13 protein-coding genes and 1 tRNA gene are annotated in these 17,736 nt (G+C 62.2%); 9 read left to right on the top strand and 5 right to left on the bottom strand.

The features are described from left to right. Positions 1 to 29 precede the first annotated feature (29 nt). The 4 genes from PPGU16_RS05705 to PPGU16_RS05720 all read left to right on the top strand — a co-directional run bounded on the left by PPGU16_RS05705 (position 30) and on the right by PPGU16_RS05720 (position 4,056). Complete coding sequence (locus PPGU16_RS05705; protein ID WP_180722065.1) at positions 30 to 1,043, top strand: YVTN family beta-propeller repeat protein; 1,014 nt, start codon at positions 30 to 32, stop codon at positions 1,041 to 1,043. A gap of 125 nt (positions 1,044 to 1,168) precedes the next feature. Further along, positions 1,169 to 2,152, top strand: coding sequence for a sterol desaturase family protein (locus PPGU16_RS05710; protein ID WP_180722066.1), 984 nt, complete (start codon positions 1,169 to 1,171; stop codon positions 2,150 to 2,152). Between the two features lie 198 nt (positions 2,153 to 2,350). Continuing rightward, complete coding sequence (locus PPGU16_RS05715) at positions 2,351 to 3,208, top strand: EI24 domain-containing protein (protein ID WP_180722067.1); 858 nt, start codon at positions 2,351 to 2,353, stop codon at positions 3,206 to 3,208. 14 nt (positions 3,209 to 3,222) lie between these two features. Then, positions 3,223 to 4,056 (top strand): competence/damage-inducible protein A, encoded by an 834-nt coding sequence (locus PPGU16_RS05720; RefSeq protein WP_180722068.1) that lies wholly within the window; start codon positions 3,223 to 3,225, stop codon positions 4,054 to 4,056. Between the two features lie 161 nt (positions 4,057 to 4,217). Here PPGU16_RS05720 and PPGU16_RS05725 read toward each other — a convergent pair whose 3' ends face one another. Next, the gene (locus PPGU16_RS05725; RefSeq protein ID WP_035990574.1) at positions 4,218 to 4,682 is read right to left on the bottom strand and encodes a rhodanese-like domain-containing protein; all 465 of its coding nucleotides are present in this window, start codon (positions 4,680 to 4,682) and stop codon (positions 4,218 to 4,220) included. Positions 4,683 to 5,135: 453 nt separating this feature from the next. Between PPGU16_RS05725 and glnA the strand changes: the two genes are divergently transcribed. From glnA to ntrC, 3 genes are all read left to right on the top strand, one after another. Next, positions 5,136 to 6,551, top strand: coding sequence for a type I glutamate--ammonia ligase (gene glnA, locus PPGU16_RS05730; RefSeq protein ID WP_054934355.1), 1,416 nt, complete (start codon positions 5,136 to 5,138; stop codon positions 6,549 to 6,551). 268 nt (positions 6,552 to 6,819) lie between these two features. After that, complete coding sequence (gene glnL / locus PPGU16_RS05735) at positions 6,820 to 7,962, top strand: nitrogen regulation protein NR(II) (RefSeq protein ID WP_180722069.1); 1,143 nt, start codon at positions 6,820 to 6,822, stop codon at positions 7,960 to 7,962. Between the two features lie 49 nt (positions 7,963 to 8,011). Next, on the top strand, positions 8,012 to 9,526 hold the full coding sequence (ntrC, locus tag PPGU16_RS05740; RefSeq protein WP_180722070.1) for a nitrogen regulation protein NR(I): 1,515 nt from the start codon (positions 8,012 to 8,014) through the stop codon (positions 9,524 to 9,526). Positions 9,527 to 9,658: 132 nt separating this feature from the next. Here the strand turns inward: ntrC and xth are convergent, their stop codons facing one another. The 3 genes from xth to PPGU16_RS05755 form a co-directional block, all read right to left on the bottom strand. Beyond that, positions 9,659 to 10,435 (bottom strand): exodeoxyribonuclease III, encoded by a 777-nt coding sequence (gene xth / locus PPGU16_RS05745; RefSeq protein ID WP_180722071.1) that lies wholly within the window; start codon positions 10,433 to 10,435, stop codon positions 9,659 to 9,661. Positions 10,436 to 10,618: 183 nt separating this feature from the next. After that, positions 10,619 to 10,695, bottom strand: a tRNA-Met gene (locus PPGU16_RS05750). 104 nt (positions 10,696 to 10,799) lie between these two features. Then, positions 10,800 to 11,501, bottom strand: a complete 702-nt coding sequence (locus PPGU16_RS05755; protein WP_180722072.1) for an aspartate/glutamate racemase family protein — start codon at positions 11,499 to 11,501, stop codon at positions 10,800 to 10,802. 177 nt (positions 11,502 to 11,678) lie between these two features. Here PPGU16_RS05755 and PPGU16_RS05760 point away from each other — a divergent pair, with 177 nt between their 5' ends. Then, complete coding sequence (locus PPGU16_RS05760) at positions 11,679 to 12,968, top strand: amidohydrolase family protein (protein ID WP_180722073.1); 1,290 nt, start codon at positions 11,679 to 11,681, stop codon at positions 12,966 to 12,968. 1,022 nt (positions 12,969 to 13,990) lie between these two features. Here the strand turns inward: PPGU16_RS05760 and PPGU16_RS05765 are convergent. Further along, the gene (locus PPGU16_RS05765) at positions 13,991 to 16,105 is read right to left on the bottom strand and encodes a M3 family metallopeptidase (RefSeq protein WP_180722074.1); all 2,115 of its coding nucleotides are present in this window, start codon (positions 16,103 to 16,105) and stop codon (positions 13,991 to 13,993) included. 412 nt (positions 16,106 to 16,517) lie between these two features. Between PPGU16_RS05765 and PPGU16_RS05770 the strand changes: the two genes are divergently transcribed. Beyond that, on the top strand, positions 16,518 to 17,678 hold the full coding sequence (locus PPGU16_RS05770) for an acyltransferase family protein (RefSeq protein ID WP_180722075.1): 1,161 nt from the start codon (positions 16,518 to 16,520) through the stop codon (positions 17,676 to 17,678). Positions 17,679 to 17,736: the final 58 nt, after the last annotated feature.

Here is a 17,736-nt window from a genome sequence, read left to right on the forward strand (position 1 = left end):
ATGGCGATTACCCCCTGATGTGAGTTTTCATGCGCAAATTTTCCCTTCCCGGCCTGTCCAGCACGTTTGCAGCAGGCGCGGCGCTCGTCGCGGCAGCAAGCTTCTTCTCCCCGCCAGTCCTCGCCAACAACGTGATCGTGCTCAATTCCGGCGAAGCCACGCTGAGCCTGATCGACGAGAACACGCGTCAGGTAATCGACACGGTGCCGACCGGCAAGGAGCCGCATCACCTGATGCCGACGCCGGACAATTCGTCGCTGATCGTCGCGAATTCGGTGTCGAACAACCTGATGTTCGTCGATCCGAAAACGGGTAAGCCGCAGCGTTGGGTCGAGAACATCGAAGACCCGTATCAGATCGGTTTTTCGCCGGATCGCAAGTGGCTCGTGACGACGGGCCTGCGCCTCGATCGCCTCGACATCTATCACTACGACGGCCACAACATGACGCTCGCGAGCCGCCTGCCGCTCGCCGTGATGCCGAGCCACATGGCGTTCACGAACGACAGCAAGACGGTGTTCGTCACGCTGCAGGTGTCGGGTGAACTGGCGGCCGTCGATCTCGCCACGCAGCAGGTCAAGTGGAAGATGAAAGTCGGCAAGGTGCCGGCCGGCCTGTGGATGACGCCGGGCGACAAATATCTGCTGATCGGCATGACGGGGGCGGACTATGTCGCCGTCGTCGACTGGCGCAACCAGAAGATCGTCAAGACGATCACGACGGGCAAGGGCGCGCACAACTTCCGCTCGCTCGCGGACGGCAAGCATGTGGCCGTGTCGAACCGCGTGGCCAGCACCATCAGCATCCTCGACGAGGACACGCTCACCAATGTCGGCGACATCACGGGATTGATGCCGGGACCTGACGACATGGAACTTTCCGCCGACAAACGCTATCTGTGGGTTACGTTCCGCTTTGCGAAGCACGTCGGCGTGATCGACCTGACGACGCACAAGCTGATCCAGACGATCGCTGTCGGCCGTTCGCCGCACGGCATCTATTTCTTCAACCGCGCACCTGTCACCGCGCCGAACGGGGCGTGATCGCGGGGACGGCGCGCCTTGCCGGCGCGCCGTCCATTGCACGACGAGATTGACATTGAAACGCGCAGTGAAGCCGCACGAGCAAGCCGCACAGTGAAGCAGAACCGCGACGCATAAAGAGCACCATGTTCCAGCTGATCGCCTCCAGTCTCGATAGCTTCGTTTCATCGATCCAGACGCTGCTGTACGTCGACGTCGTGCAGCCGCTGCTGTTCCATTTCAACCTGATGGACTATGACGAGGACACCTACGACAGCCTTTACTGGGTGATCGTCGGCGTGCTGGAAGTGCTGGCCATGTACGCGCTGCTGCGCCCGCTCGAAGCGCTGCGGCCCGTCGAGCAGTGGAAGGACCGCAAGGCGGTGCGCGTCGACGTGCTCTACACGTGGATCGCGAAGCTCGGCATTCTCAATCTGTTCTTCTTCTTCGCGCTGCAGCCGTTCTTCGATTCGGTGCAGGGCTGGCTGCGTCTGCAGGGCATCGCGAATATCGAACTCGACAATCTGTGGCCCGGCGTGACGACGCAGCCTTTCGTGACGTTCATCATGTATCTGCTGGTGCTCGACTTCGCGGGCTACTGGTATCACCGTGGGCAGCACAAGATCGGCGTCTGGTGGGAATTGCACGCGGTGCATCACAGCCAGCAGCAGATGTCGCTGTGGGCCGACGACCGCAACCATCTGCTCGACGATCTGCTGCAGGCGTGTTTCTTCGCCGTGATCGCGCTGTTCATCGGCGTGCCGCCGTCGCAGTTCGTCGTGCTCGTCGCGATCACGAACCTCGCGCAGAGCGTGCAGCACGCGAACATCCGTCTGCATTTCGGCTGGCTCGGCGAACGCCTGCTCGTCAGTCCGACCTTCCATCGCCGGCATCATGCGATCGGCTACGGTCACGAAGGGCTCAAGTACGGCTGCAACTTCGGCGTGCTCTTTCCGTGGTGGGACATGCTGTTCGGCAGCGCGTCGTGGAGCCGCGAAATGGAGCCGACGGGCATTCGCGACCAGCTCAGCGGCCGTCATTACGGCGAAGGCTTCTGGGCGCAGCACTGGCTCGCGTTCGTGCGGATTGCGCAGCGGATCGGCGGCAAGAAGCAGCGGGGCGCGGCGTAAGCGCGTCGTCTTTCACTGTCGACACGTCTTTCTGTCGCCCACGCGCGCGTCTTCAGGTCGCGCAGCAAAATTGCACGGCAACGCTTGCGCACCCACGCGTGAGCGCGCGCTTTCACTTTCGGCGCTGACGCCCGACGTGGTTTATCCTGTCCACGTTTCCTTCCTTTTCCCGCATTCCCATCACTTCATCGACTACGCATGAATGATCTCTTGCGCTCGTTCGGGCGCGCGCTGTCTTCCGTGTTCCATCCGCGCATGCTGTGGCTGACGTTCATGCCGTTCGCGGCGGCCACGATCGTCTGGGGCGTGGTGCTGTGGTTTTCCTGGCAGGCACTGATCGGTGCAACGCGCGGCTGGCTCGAAAGCTGGCCGCTCACGACGACGCTCTACGGGCTATTCGACTGGCTCGGTTTTTCGTCGCTGCATGCGGCCGTGGCGCCTTTCATTGTGATTGCCGTGGCGATTCCGCTGATCGTCGTCACCGTGCTGCTGCTGATCGCGACGCTGTCGATGCCCGCCGTGATCAAGCATCTGTCGAAGCGGCAGTTCGCCGCGCTGGAAATGCGGCGTGGCGGCACGTTCGCCGGCAGTCTCGTGCATTCCGTGTGGACGACGCTCGTGTGCCTGCTGGTGCTGGTGATCACGCTGCCGCTGTGGCTGATTCCGCCGTTCTTCGCGCTGATCCCGCCGCTGCTGTGGGGCTGGCTCACCTATCGCGTGATGACCTACGACGCGCTGTCGCTGCACGCCAGCAGCGAGGAGCGGCGCGCGCTGGTGCGCCAGCATCGCCTGCCGCTGTTGCTGATCGGCGTGGCGAGCGGGCTGCTCGGCTCGCTGCCCACCTTGATCTGGGCGTCGTCCGTGTGGCTGATCGTGCTGTTCCCTGTGATGACTGCCGTGACGATCTGGATTTATGCTTTTATCCTCGTGTTCACGGCGCTCTGGTTCGGCTACTACTGCCTGCGCGCGCTGCAGCGGATGCGCGCCGGCGAGCATGGCGGGAACGGCCACCATGGTCCCCACGGCGCGCGCGGCACAGCGCCTGTCTCCTACTGATTGAAGAGGCTTCAATGGCATTTGGCGTCATCATCATCGGCGATGAAATCCTGTCGGGCAGACGCGTCGACAAGCATCTGCCGAAAGTCATCCAGCTTCTGAGCGCGCGCGGCCTGTCGCTGTCGTGGGCCGAATATATCGGCGACGATCCGGAGCGCATCACGGCGACCTTGCGCCGCACGTTCGCGTCGGGCGATATCGTGTTTTCGACGGGCGGCATCGGCGCGACGCCGGACGATCACACCCGCCAGTGCGCGGCCGCCGCGCTTGCCGTGCCGCTCGAACTGCACCCTGAGGCAAAGGTGCTGATCCAGGAACGCATCCGCGAGATGCATCCCGCCAGTTCGTCCACGCCCGTCGATTTCGACTCGCCGGAGAATCTGCATCGTCTGAACATGGGCACGTATCCGCGCGGCGCGTCGATCATTCCGAACGGGTACAACAAGATTCCTGGTTTTTCCGTCGGCGACCATCATTTCGTGCCGGGCTTTCCGGTGATGGCCTGGCCGATGATCGAATGGGTGCTGGATACGAAGTATCAGCATCTGCATCATTCGACGCCGCATGCGGAAAAGTCTCTGCTCGTGTTCGAGTTGCCCGAATCGACGCTGACGCCGCTGATGGAAAAGATCGAACATGATTTTCCTGGCGTGCGCGTGTTCAGCCTGCCGAGCGTCGGTGATGCGGAGCGCGGCGGCATCTATGCGCGCCGGCATATCGATCTGGGCGTGAAGGGCGAGCCCGAAGCCGTCGCGGCAGCGTTCGTGAAGCTGCGCGAAGGCGTGCATCTGCTGGGGGGCGATATCGTCGAACCGGAAGTGGCAGCGAAGGCTCAGCCACGTAACTGAGCAAATCGGAGCGAGGCGTGCAACGCGTCCCCGTCCCAGGAACATCATCCGCCTGTCACATCGCGCGCGGACGATTCCAAAAGAAAACGGCGCATGGGATTCTCCATGCGCCGCGTAACTCAGAAGCGTCAACTGCGCTTCTTATGTTTGTGTGAGATTCATCAAGCGCCAATCCACGGCAGTCCGCGGAAACACCACCCCGATACCGTCTTCCGATGCCCCTGGCCATCCTTGTCGCCTTCGAAGCCTTCCAGCAGATCCAGCGCCTTCGTGAAGCCGGCCTGCGTCGCGGCGATGGCGGCCAGCTTCGAGCGCGCGGCGCTGCGGCACAGCAGCAGCACGGGCGTGTCGGGTGTCGCGACCTGACGCAGCTGATCGATGAATTCGGCATTCGGCACGCCGCCCGGATAGCGCGTCCATTCGACATGCGCATACTGACCGTCGCCGACGACGGGGCGGCCGACCCAATCCAGTTCGGCGCGCGTGCGCACATCGACGAGACGGGTGCGCGGGTCGAGTTGCAGAAGCTCGAATGCCTCGGCAGGCGTGACGGCGCCCGCGTACGGGAGTTGGTTGTCGACACGGCGCTTTTCAGCCTGGCTGTACAACTGTTCGAGCGTACTCATGACAGCAAATCTCCTTGGGCCAAAAAAACATTCTAGCAAGCTGTCGAAGTCGCGCGCGCCGCGGCGCTGCGCGCAGCGCAAATTCGAGGATCAACGGGAGTGCTTGGTTTTGGTGCAAAATGGTCTCAATGCACCAAAATGGAATGTTAAGCGGGCGCAGACTATGAGCGCGCACGATCATGGTGCAGACGCATCACGCTGCCTCAGGGGATTCCCGCAAACGGTGTACGCAAATTCCCTGCGAAGGCGCGTCGGCATTGGGGCTGCAACGCGTTGGCGCACCCGGAACGAAAACATGGCATGGAAGCTGCTTTATTGGTGCCGATCAGATTGGCCCGATGCCAGCAGCAGATTTCCGCGGCTGCCGCTATCCCAGGGGTGGACGCATCGAGGCTGGTCAGCTAGATTGGGCGGCGGCTGAACCCGCCGAATTCGTTAATCAGGAGATAGGTTATGAGTAAATCCGTGGCCGACGTCATGCAGCTCGTCAAGGACGAGGACGTCAAGTTTGTCGACTTCCGTTTCACCGACACGCGCGGCAAGGAGCAACACGTTTCGGTGCCGGTGTCGGCATTCGACGAAGACAAATTCGAAAGCGGCCATGCGTTTGACGGTTCCTCGATTGCTGGCTGGAAGGGCATCGAAGCGTCGGACATGCTGCTCGTGCCGGACGCCGACACTGCCTTCATCGACCCGTTCTACGAAGAGTCGACCCTGGTTCTGACCTGCGACGTCGTCGAACCGGCTGACGGCAAGGGCTATGAACGCGATCCGCGCTCGCTGGCAAAGCGCGCCGAAGCATACCTGAAGAGCACGGGTCTGGGCGACACGGCCTTCTTCGGTCCGGAACCCGAATTCTTCATTTTCGACTCGGTCCAGTGGAGCGCCGACCAGTCGGGCTGCTTCGTCAAGATCGGCTCGGAAGAAGCACCGTGGTCGTCGGGCAAGGAATTCGAAGGCGGCAACACGGGTCACCGTCCGGGCACGAAGGGCGGCTACTTCCCGGTCGCACCGGTCGACACGTTCCAGGACATCCGCTCGGAAATGTGTCTGCTGCTCGAACAGATCGGCATCCCCGTTGAAGTTCACCACCACGAAGTGGCAGGTCAAGGCCAGAACGAAATCGGCACGAAGTTCTCGACGCTGGTTCAACGCGCTGACTGGACGCAACAGCTGAAGTACATCGTTCACAACGTCGCGCACACGTACGGCAAGACGGCGACGTTCATGCCGAAGCCTGTCGTCGGCGACAACGGTTCGGGCATGCACGTTCACCAGTCGATCTGGAAGGACGGCCAGAACATGTTCGCGGGCAACGGCTACGCTGGCCTGTCGGAATTCGCACTGTTCTACATCGGCGGCATCATCAAGCACGCTCGCGCGCTGAACGCGATCACGAACCCGGGTACGAACTCGTACAAGCGTCTCGTGCCGCACTTCGAAGCGCCTGTGAAGCTGGCTTACTCGGCACGTAACCGTTCGGCATCGATCCGTATTCCGCACGTTGCAAACCCGAAGGGCCGTCGTATCGAAACGCGCTTCCCGGATCCGCTCGCGAATCCGTACCTGTGCTTCTCGGCACTGATGATGGCGGGTCTGGACGGCGTGCAGAACAAGATCCATCCGGGCGAAGCTGCCGACAAGAACCTGTACGACCTGCCGCCGGAAGAGGATGCAAAGATCCCGACCGTGTGTGCCGGCCTCGACCAGGCGCTGGAAGCACTCGACGCAGACCGTGAGTTCCTGACGCGCGGTGGTGTGTTCACCGACGGCATGATCGACGCGTACCTCGAACTGAAGGAAACCGAGCTGCAACGCGTGCGTATGACCACGCACCCGGTCGAATTCGAACTGTACTACTCGCTGTAATCGCTCCAGGTGGCGCTGCGCTTCGTTCGCGAGATGCGGCGAAGCGTACGCCCCGACGCTGCGATCGGTCACGAAGGGACGGCGGCGCCGTCCCTTTTTCGTTGGATCGAAAGCCGTGACGTTTTTGTTGCAGAACGGCTGCTGCAGCGTGTTGTTGATGTATTGAACCGCGTGCGATGAAGCCCGCCTCACCATCTCCTGTCGACGGAGGTTGGCGCTCTGGCGCTGGCTCCCGTCCCATGCAAGGCTATCGAGACCCGACTGCAAGATGGTATTGAAGAACCTGATCAAGGCCAGAAAAGGGCACACCGACGCATTGTCGGATGATGCGCAACTCGTCGAATCCGGTTTGCTGCCGGGCTTCGAGGCGCTGCCCACCGTCGTGCTCGTGCTCGACAAGCGGACGCTGCGTGTCGCGTTCGCGAATCCGTCGGCCGAGTCGATGCTCGAAATGTCGCGCCGGCAGCTCACGCAAATGGCCTGGCCCGACATCTTTACCAACGGCGAAGAACTGACGGCGACCATCGCCGCGATCGCCGCTCACCGTTTTCACGCGACGCATCTGGATGCTGTGCTCGAACGCGCCGGCCACGAGCCGCTGCACGTGCATGCGATCGTCGGCTTCCTGGAGAGCGCGCAAGACTACGTGCTGCTCGAGCTGTTCGAGAACGAGCGTCATCTGAGGTCGGATCGCGAAGAGCGCATTCACGATCTGACGGCCGTCAACAAGCAGCTGATCCGCAATCTCGCGCATGAGATCAAGAACCCGCTCGGCGGTATTCGCGGCGCGGCGCAACTGCTCGAATTCGAACTCGGCGCGCGCGAACGCGACGAGTTGCGCGAGTACACGCAGGTCGTCATCAAGGAATCGGACCGGCTGCAGACGCTCGTCGACCGCCTGCTCGAACCGCATCGTCATCCGCATATCGTCGGCGACGTGAACATTCACGAAGTCTGCGAGCGTGTGCGTGCAGTGATACTCGCGGAGTTTCCGCGCGGCCTCACCATCGAACGCGACTACGACGTCAGCGTGCCCGATCTGCGCGGCGACAAGGAGCAACTGATCCAGGCGCTGCTGAACATCGTGCGCAATGCGGCCGAAGCGCTGCGCGAACGCATCTCGCAAGGCGATGCGCGTATCGAGTTGCGTACGCGCGTCGCGCGCAAGATCACGATCGCGAAACGACTTTGCAAGCTGGCACTGGACTTGCATATCGTCGACAACGGGCCCGGCATTCCCGAAGACATACGCGACCGCATCTTCTATCCGCTCGTATCGGGAAGGGAAGACGGCAGCGGTCTTGGCCTGACGCTCGCGCAGACTTTCGTGCAACAGCACGAAGGGATGATCGAAGTGGAGAGCCGTCCGGGTCACACCGAGTTTCAGATCCTGCTGCCGCTCGACTGCTGATACTCGATTGGTCACACCACACGCAAGACAAGACTTCTGACGGACCTATATGAAGCCGATCTGGATAGTAGACGACGATCAATCGATCCGTTGGGTGCTCGAAAAAGCACTCGCACGCGAGAACTTCGCGACGCGCAGTTTCGCCAATGTGCGCGAAGCCGCGGGCGCACTGGAACACGACAGCCCGCAAGTGCTCGTCTCCGACATCAGGATGCCTGGCGGCTCCGGCCTCGAGCTGCTGCAGACCGTGCGCGACCGCGTGCCCGGTTTGCCCGTCATCATCATGACGGCGTTCTCGGATCTCGATAGCGCCGTGGCCGCGTTTCAGGGCGGCGCGTTTGAATACCTCGCCAAACCATTCGACGTCGACAAGGCCGTCGAACTGATTCGTCGCGCCGTCGACGAAAGCATGCGCGGCGAGCACACGTGGGACGACCGCGTAGCCGAAGCACCCGAGATGCTCGGTCAGGCGCCCGCGATGCAGGACATGTTCCGCGCGATCGGCCGTCTGTCGCATTCGGCCGCGACCGTGCTCATTACGGGCGAATCAGGCACCGGTAAGGAACTTGTAGCCCGCGCCTTGCACCGACATAGCCCACGCGCGAACGGTCCGTTCATCGCGTTGAACACGGCGGCGATTCCGAAAGATCTGCTGGAATCCGAACTGTTTGGTCACGAGCGCGGCGCGTTCACGGGCGCGCAGGCGATGCGCCAGGGCCGTTTCGAGCAGGCTGAGAACGGCACGCTGTTTCTCGATGAAATCGGCGATATGCCGTTCGACTTGCAGACGCGTCTGTTGCGTGTGTTGTCGGATGGTCAGTTCTATCGTGTCGGCGGACATAACCCGCTGCGCGCGAATGTGCGCGTGATCGCCGCGACACATCAGAATCTCGAATCGCGCGTGCGGCAAGGGCTGTTCCGCGAGGACTTGTATCACCGGCTGAATGTGATCCGTCTGCGCTTGCCGGCGCTGCGTGAACGTAGCGAGGACATTCCGCTGCTGACGCGCCACTTCCTGCAGAAGAGCGCGCGTGATCTCGGCGTCGAGCCGAAGCGCGTGTCGGAAGAGGCGCTTGCGTATATGACGTCGCTGCCGTTTCCTGGCAACGTGCGCCAGCTAGAAAACCTCGCGAACTGGCTGACCGTGATGGCGCCTGCGCAGACGATCGAGATCAAGGATTTGCCGCCCGATCTCGTATCGACACAACAGGCCGGCGCGGAATTCACGAGCGCAGCTGGCTCGCTGCCGATCGACGGCGTCGCGGCCAACGGCGGCGTCGCGAACGGCGTGGCGCCGATCACGGGTGCGCCGGTCGCGGCAGGCGGCGTGGCGATTCCGTCGCCTGTCGCCGCGTGGGAGAGCGGGCTGCGCACGGAAGTCGCGAAGCTGCTGCGCGAGAATGCCGCTGATGTGATGGACGAACTGTCGCGCCGTTTCGAAGCGGCCGTGATTCGCGAAGCACTCGACTTCACGCGCGGACGCAAGGTCGAAGCGGCCGAGCGGCTCGGCATTGGTCGCAATACGATCACGCGCAAGATTCAGGAGTTGAATCTCGAACCCTAAGCGTCGACGCCTATAGGCGTTGCGCTGGTTCAAATGGAGCAACTGCGCGCGGTAAAACAAAAGCGGCTCGAAGGCGAATGCGCCATCGAGCCGCTTTTTCTTTTGCGAACGCGCCTGTGCTGACGCAGCGAGTTACTCGGTAAGCGCGACGACAGGCGCGTGATCCGAAGGCTGATCCCACTTGCGCGGTGTCTTGTCGACGTCGCAATGTGTGCAACTCGCGGCGAGCGGCTTCGACAGCAGGATATGGTCGATGCGCAAGCCTGCATTGCGACGAAACGCGAGCATCCGATAGTCCCACCACGTGAAGGTCTTCTCGGGCTGATCGAAGAGCCGGAACGAATCGACGAGACCGAGTTCGACGAGGCGATTGAACTGTGCGCGCTCTTCGGGCGACACGAGGTTCTGTCCTTCCCACGCCTTCGGATCATGCACGTCGCGGTCTTCGGGCGCGATGTTGTAGTCGCCGAGCAGGGCAAGCTTGGGATGCTGCGCGAGTTCGCTGGCAACCCAGTCGTGCAGCGCGTCGAGCCAGCGCAGCTTGTAGGCGAACTTGTCGGTGCCGGGCGCCTGGCCGTTCGGGAAGTAGGCGGAGATCACGCGCACGCCTTCGATGGTGGCTGCGATGACGCGCTGCTGCGGGTCTTCGAAACCCGGAATGTTGCGCATGATGCTGCCTTCGTCGACGCTCATGCCGTCGCGCACGAGAATGCCGACGCCGTTATAGGTCTTCTGACCGGCGAACCAGCTGCGATAACCCTTTTCCTCGAGTTCGGCGCGCGGAAATTTTTCGTCGGGCAGTTTCAGTTCCTGAAGACACAGCACATCGGTCTGACTGAGTTCGAGCCAGTCGATCACATGCTGCTGACGAACCTTCAGTGAGTTCACATTCCACGTGGCTAATTTCATCGCTCGTTCTCGTTGTATCAGGTGCTGGATGGAATCTTACCGCGATCGGGCAGCGCCGCTCAGTACGCTTTCCTGCATAGGCAAAAAACACAGGAGAGACAAAAGCAAAAAGCCCGCAACGCTTGTGGCGAGGCGGGCTTGATAGCTTGCGGCCGTGTGGAGCAGGACACGCGCCTTTGAAACTGGTTGCGGGGACAGGATTTGAACCTGTGACCTTCGGGTTATGAGCCCGACGAGCTGCCAGACTGCTCCACCCCGCGTCAGAGAGGCGAATTGTACGGACACCTTCGTCACGCGTCAAACATTTGATCGAAGTTTTTTAATCTTCTTTTACCAGGCGTTGGCGACGCGCTGTGTCATCGCGTCAACTGACGGCTTCGATCGCCCAGTCGACAGCGTGTTGCACATGCAGGGCGGTCGTATCGAACACGGGCAGAACGGAGTCTTCCTGCCGGATCAACAGCGTGATCTCCGTGCAGCCGAGAATGACGGCCTGTGCGCCACGCGCCTTCAGGTCTTCGATCACGTTTTGATAGATTTGCCGCGATGGCGACTCGATGATCCCGTGACACAGCTCGTCGTAGATGATCCGATGTACTTGCGCGCGGCCCTCGTCATCGGGGATCAGCGTATCGAGACCGAAGCGATCGCGTAGCCGTCCCGCGTAGAAGCTTTGCTCCATCGTATAGCGTGTGCCGAGCAAGCCGACTCGCTCGATGCCCGCCGCGCGTAGCGCTTCGCCCGTCGGATCGGCGATATGCAGAAAGGGCACGGCGATCGCCGCTTCGATCGCTTCGTACACGCGGTGCATCGTGTTCGTCGCGAGCAGCACGATGTCGGCGCCGCCGCGCTCCAGTTGCTGCGCGGCATCCGCCATCTGCACGCCGAGCGCGTGCCAGTCGCCTGCGCGCTGGTTTGCTTCGACGGGCGCGAAGTCGACGGTCACCATCAGGCTGGGCGCATTGTGATGTCCGCCGCGACGCGCCTTCGCATAGCGGTTCAGCAGCCGGTAATACTCGGCCGACGATTCCCAACTCATCCCGCCGATCACACCTATCGTTTTCATTTCACTTCTTTGTCCGTGGTGCCGAAACGGTCGAGTATAGGCTGTGGCGTATGGCGGCGAACGGTACGGATCGCGCGCGGCCGGCCAGTACGGTACGGTCTTTTGTCCTATGCCATCAGGATGCTCCCCACACATTCTTTCCGCCGATAGAATCGTAGTCATGCAAAGGAGCCGCCCATGGATCTGATCATCCGCAATGCCGTATTGCCGCGCAGTGCCCCGAAACAGAATGGCCCCGTCGATATCGGCATCGAAGGCGGGCGCATCGTCGCTGTCGAGCCGAAGCTGGCTGCCAGTGCACGTGAAGAGATCGACGCGCAAGGTGCGCTCGTCACGCCTCCGTTCATCGACGCGCACTTTCACATGGACGCGACGCTGTCGTATGGCCTGCCGCGCGTGAATGCGTCGGGCACCTTGCTCGAAGGCATTGCGCTGTGGGGCGAGCTGAAGCCGCATCTGACGCAGGAAGCGCTCGTCGAGCGCGCGCTGCAGTATTGCGATTGGGCCGTCGCGCGAGGTCTGCTCGCCATCCGCACGCATGTCGACGTATGCGACGAGCGGTTGCTCGCGGTGGAAGCGTTGCTCGAAGTGAAGCGCCGCGTCGCGCCTTATATGGACCTGCAGCTGGTGGCGTTTCCGCAAGACGGGTTGCTGCGCAGCGCGGGCGCGTTCGACAATCTCAAGCGCGCCATTGCGATGGGTGTCGATGTGGTCGGCGGCATTCCGCATTTCGAACGGACGATGGCGGACGGTGCGGAGTCGGTACGGCTGCTATGCGAGTTCGCGGCAGAGAAGGGCTTGCGCGTCGACATGCATTGCGACGAATCGGATGATCCACTGTCGCGTCACATCGAAACGCTCGCAGCTCATACGCATCGGCTCGGCTTGCATGGACGCGTGACGGGCTCGCATCTGACATCGATGCATTCGATGGACAACTACTACGTCAGCAAGCTGCTGCCGCTGATGCGCGAATCGGGCGTGGCGGCCATCGCGAATCCGCTGATCAACATCACGTTGCAAGGGCGCTCGGACACGTATCCGAAGCGGCGCGGCATGACGCGCGTGCCGGAGATGCTCGCGGCAGGGATCAACGTCGCGTTTGGGCACGACTGCGTGATGGACCCGTGGTATAGCCTCGGTTCCGGCGACATGCTCGAAGTCGCGCACATGGGACTGCATGTCGCGCAGATGACGGGCATCGACGCGATGCATGCGTGCTTCGATGCTGTCACGGTTAATCCGTCGCGTATTTTTGGGCTCGAACGTTACGGTATCGAACCGGGATGTGACGCGAATCTCGTCGTGCTCGACGCTCGTGATGCAGTCGAGGCGATACGTTTGCGCGCGGCGCGGCTGGCTGTCGTGAGTCGAGGGAAAGTGGTGAGCCGGGCGCCGTCGGCGCGGGCCATGTTGTCGCTGGAAGGGCGGCCTACCGAAGTGGACTTCAAGTTGCATCGCGGGTGAGTGGGTTTTGTCTGCGACGCTGGATGGTTTGCTTGTGTTTTCGCTGGCATCCGCGATTTGTTAGCGTGCTTCACGCATCGCCCCTGTGCGGGGCGGCACCTACTTTTCTTTGCCGCCGCAAAGAAAAGTAGGCAAAAGAAAGCGGCTCACACCGCCAATCCTTGTTGCTGCCTGAGGGCCCCCACAGGTTCTTACGCTTCACACGGCAACCACGTGACCCACGTCCGTTGCCAGCGCTCTTGCAGTGCGCCTCACCCGCTTCACGCTCCCGCGGTCCAGCATGCCGTGCCAGATAGTCCACGGCCGCCCAGGTGGCAAACTGTGTGTAGGTTGCCGCGTCGTATAGCTTGGCGCTCTTACAGAGTGGGCCCGAGCGCTAACGGTCCGGAGTGAGGCGTGGAAAGTACTGCGGCCTACACACAGTGTGCCACCTGGGCCGCAGATGCCATTTGCTGCCGCTGGCCGTTGTACGGGTGCCTGAAGCGGGTGCGGCTTCCGTTTGAAGCGTTGGCAACGAGCACGGATCAGGGCACTGCCATGTGAAGGATGGGGACGTTGGGGGCCCGTGGATAAACACACGGGCTGGCGGTGTGAGCCGCTTTCTTTTGCCTACTTTTCTTTGCGGCGGCAAAGAAAAGTAGGTGCCGCCCCGCACAGGGGCAACGCCTGAAGCACGTAGGCAAATCGCGGATGCCAGCGGTAAACCAGGCGGACCCTCCAGCGTCGCAGACAACCAGAAGTAGGTGCCGCCCCGCACAGGGGCGACGCGTGAAGCACGTAGGCAAATCGCGGATGCCAGCGGTAAACCAGGCGAACCCTCCAGCATCGCAGACAACCAGAAGTAGGCGCGCCCCGCACAGCGGCAACGCTAGCAAACCAGAAGCACACCGCGGATGCCATCGAAAGAGCCACAAAAAAAGCGGGCCCGGCAACCCCGAACCCGCTCTCTAAGTTAGCTCCACAACACCGCAGAGCAACGAATCACAGACCAAACAAACCCGCGCTCCGCGGAATCAAAACCATCAATGCGCCGCACCCGGCACCGCATCCGGCGCCATGCCATTGTGACGCAACAGCGCATCGATATTCGGCTCGCGGCCGCGGAACGCCTTGAACGATTCCATCGCAGGACGGCTGCCGCCCACTTCCAGAATCTCCTTGCGATAACGCGTGCCCGTTGCCGCATCGAGCACGCTGCCTTTACCCGCTTGCGCCGCTTCTTCGAACGCGGCGTAAGCATCGGCGGACAGCACTTCGGCCCACTTGTAGCTGTAGTAGCCCGCCGCGTAGCCACCCGCGAAAATGTGGCTGAACGTACTCGGCCAGCGCGAGAACGACGCCTGCGGAATCACGTGGAAGCGTTCGTTGATCTCGCGCGCCAGGTCGTTTGCGCTCTTCGCGCCAGACGTATCGAAGTCGACGTGCAACTTCATGTCGAACATCGAGAACACGATCTGACGCAGCGTGCCCAGACCGCTCTGGAAATTCTTCGCGGCGAGCATCTTGTCGAACAGGTCGCGCGGCAGCGGCTTGGCCGTATCGACATGCGACGTCATGTCGCTCAGCACGTCCCACTCCCAGCAGAAGTTCTCCATGAACTGCGACGGCAGTTCGACGGCATCCCATTCGACGCCGTTGATGCCCGACACGCCGAGTTCGTCGACGCGCGTCAGCATATGATGCAGGCCGTGACCGAACTCGTGGAACAGCGTGATCACTTCATCGTGCGTGAAGCACGCCGGCTTGCCGCCGACGGGCGCCGAGAAGTTGCAGGTCAGATACGCGACGGGCGTCTGCACCGCGCCGTTGACGGGTTTGCGGCGCGAGCGGGCGTCGTCCATCCACGCGCCGCCACGCTTGCCTTCTCGCGCGTACAGGTCCAGATAGAACTGCGCGACGAGACCGCCGTCCTGATTCTCGACGCGGAAGAAGCGCACGTCCGGGTACCACGTCGCCGCTTCGTCGCGGCGGATCTTCACGCCGAACAATGTCTCCGTGACCTTGAACAGCCCCTTGAGCACCGTGTCTTCCGGGAAGTACTGCTTGACCTCGTTCTCAGAGAACGAATAGCGCTTCTGACGCAGACGCTCGGCGGCAAACGTGACATCCCACGGCTGCATGTCGCTCATGCCGAGCTCGGTCGCAGCAAACTCGCGCAGTTCTTTCCAGTCGTGCTCGGCGTGCGGACGTGCGCGCGTCGCGAGGTCTTCGAGGAACGCCATCACCTGCTCCGGCGACTCGGCCATCTTCGGCGCGAGCGACACCTCGGCGAAGTTCTTGAATCCAAGCATGTGCGCTTCTTCTTCGCGCAGCTTCAGAGCGTCGGCGACGATTCCCGTGTTGTCCCAGTCGGTGATGCCCTTGCCGTATTGCGGTCCGAGTTCCGACGCGCGCGTGACATAGGCGCGATACATCGTCTCGCGCATCGCGCGGTTTTCCGAGTACTGCATGACGGGGAAGTACGACGGGAAATGCAGCGTGAACTTCCAGCCGCTCTTGCCTTCGCGCTCGGCCGCTTCGCGAGCGGCTTCGATCACGTCTTCGGGCAGGCCCGCCAGTTCGTCCTTGCTTTCTGCAATGAAGGCGTATGCATTCGTCGCATCGAGCACATGATCGGAGAATGCTTTCGACAGCGCGGCCTGGCGTTCCTGCAGTTCCGCGAAACGCGGCTTCTGATCTTCAGGCAGTTCGGCGCCCGACAGTCTGAAGTCACGCAGCGAGTTGTTCAGGATCTTCTTGCGTTCGCCCGTCAGCGATTCGAAATCATCGGCGGCGGCAATCGTCTTGTACTTTTCGTACAGCGCGAGATTCTGCCCGACGCTCGACCAGAACTCGGTGACGCGCGGCAGGTTCTCGCCGTACACGGCGCGCAGTTCGGGCGTATCGGCAACGGCGTTCAGGTGGCCGATCACGCCCCACGCGCGCGACAGCGGCTCCGTCGCGCGTTCGACGGGCTCGACGACGTCGGCCCACGACGCCGGCGTCGACGGCTCGGCCGCGCGCTCGACGGCCGCGCTCGCGTTCGCGAGCAGCACATCGAGGGCAGGGGTCACATGTTCGGGGCGGATCTCGCCAAAGCGCGGCAGATCGGAGAAATCGAGGAGCGGATTGTCGGATGTCGATTGAGATGTGGACATGATGCTTCCTGTCTGACGCGGTAAATGAACGCCCGGACGACGCGCATCCGGGCCTGAAACGTAAGCGGCGCGCATGACGCGCGCAGCACGCGACGCGTGCGCGCGGGTCGACGGGCGCCTTGCAACAGGCATATTGGGGCGCCGTTCGCCGTTTCCAACTGACTTCAGCTGATATCAGCCAATTTCCAGCCGGTTGCAGCACAAATTATCAGAACTGCCGCTCACGCGCAGTGGTAGCGGGCTCAGACGTATTTGTACCAGAACAGGAGGGTGGGCAAGCGCACGGTCGCAGCGCGCGTTCTCGCGCATCGTTGAAGCATTCGCGCGCAGGCCGGCATCGCGCGTGGTTTCCGTATCCTTCAGTGGTCGTTCGCGTTCGCGCGGCGGCCCGCCAGCATCAGGTGGCCTCGCGATGACTCCACATCCCCAAACCCTGTCGGACGCACTTGCACGCGATGCGAACAACTTCGATCTCGTGCGACTCGTCGCTGCGTGCGCCGTCGTCTATTGCAATGCGTACGTGATCCAGCAGACGGATGCCGGCGATGGCATCGCGGCGGCGCTGGGCTTCGGCGGCGCGGGATATCTCGGCGTGTATGCATTCTTTCTGATGAGCGGGCTGCTGGTGAGCGCGAGCTTCGAGCGGCAGCGCTCGGTGCCGCGCTTCGTCGCGCTGCGGCTCGCGCGTTTGCTGCCCGCTGTGATTGGTGCGTCGCTGGTGGCGATCTTCGTCGTCGGGCCGATCTTCACGACGCTCGCACTGCATGACTATTTCATGTCGGGCGCCACATGGCGAAATCTCGATTATTTTTCGACGCTCGTGATGAAACGCGGCTGGACATTGCCGGGTGTGTTCGAGCACAACCGTTTCGTGCGCGACATCTGCGCGCCGCTGTGGACGCTGCCGCTGCAGGTGCATTGCTATCTGCTGGTGCTCGTCATGGGCATGTTCGGCTTGCTGTCGACGCGTTGGCGCAGCGTGGTCGCCGTGTTGATCGCGGTGACCGTGTTTTCGGTGCGTCTGCGTCTGCCCGATCTGCAGATCGGCTGGCGCGATTTCACGGACAAGACGGGCGGCTATGCGTTCTTCCCTGAGCCGTTCTTCTTCCTCGGCATGCTGCTGTACGGATGGCGCGAGCGCATCACCCTCAGCGGTCTGATGGCGTGCGGTCTGCTGCTGGTGTTTCTCGTGTTTCGCGACACGGCGGGCGCGCAGGCGCTGTTCTACATCGCGTTCGTCTATGGGCTGCTATGGGTGAGCGTGACGCCGATGCTGCGTCGCTGGGTACCGCGTCACGACTACTCGTACGCGATCTATCTCTACGGCTTCATGGTTCAGCAATGCGTGGCGGCGCTCGCGCCGCGCATGCCGCCGATGCTGTCGATCGTCGTCAGCGCGCCGTTTATTTTTGTACTGGCGGCGTTTTCGTCGCGCTGGATCGAGCAGCCGGTGATGAGCTGGTGCCGCAGGCGTGTCGCGCGTAGCGAAGCGCGTCAGCACGAACGCAGGAACGCGCCCGAAGCCCCGCCGATGCGCGCCGCCGACCTCGCGGTCCGCTGGCCGCCGCTTTGATGACCCGATGAGCCTGGTGTTTCCGCGACTGCGGATGGCGTGCGCCCGGCTCGTGTGA

The sequence above is a fragment of the Paraburkholderia largidicola genome (assembly GCF_013426895.1).
Lineage (GTDB): Bacteria > Pseudomonadota > Gammaproteobacteria > Burkholderiales > Burkholderiaceae > Paraburkholderia > Paraburkholderia largidicola.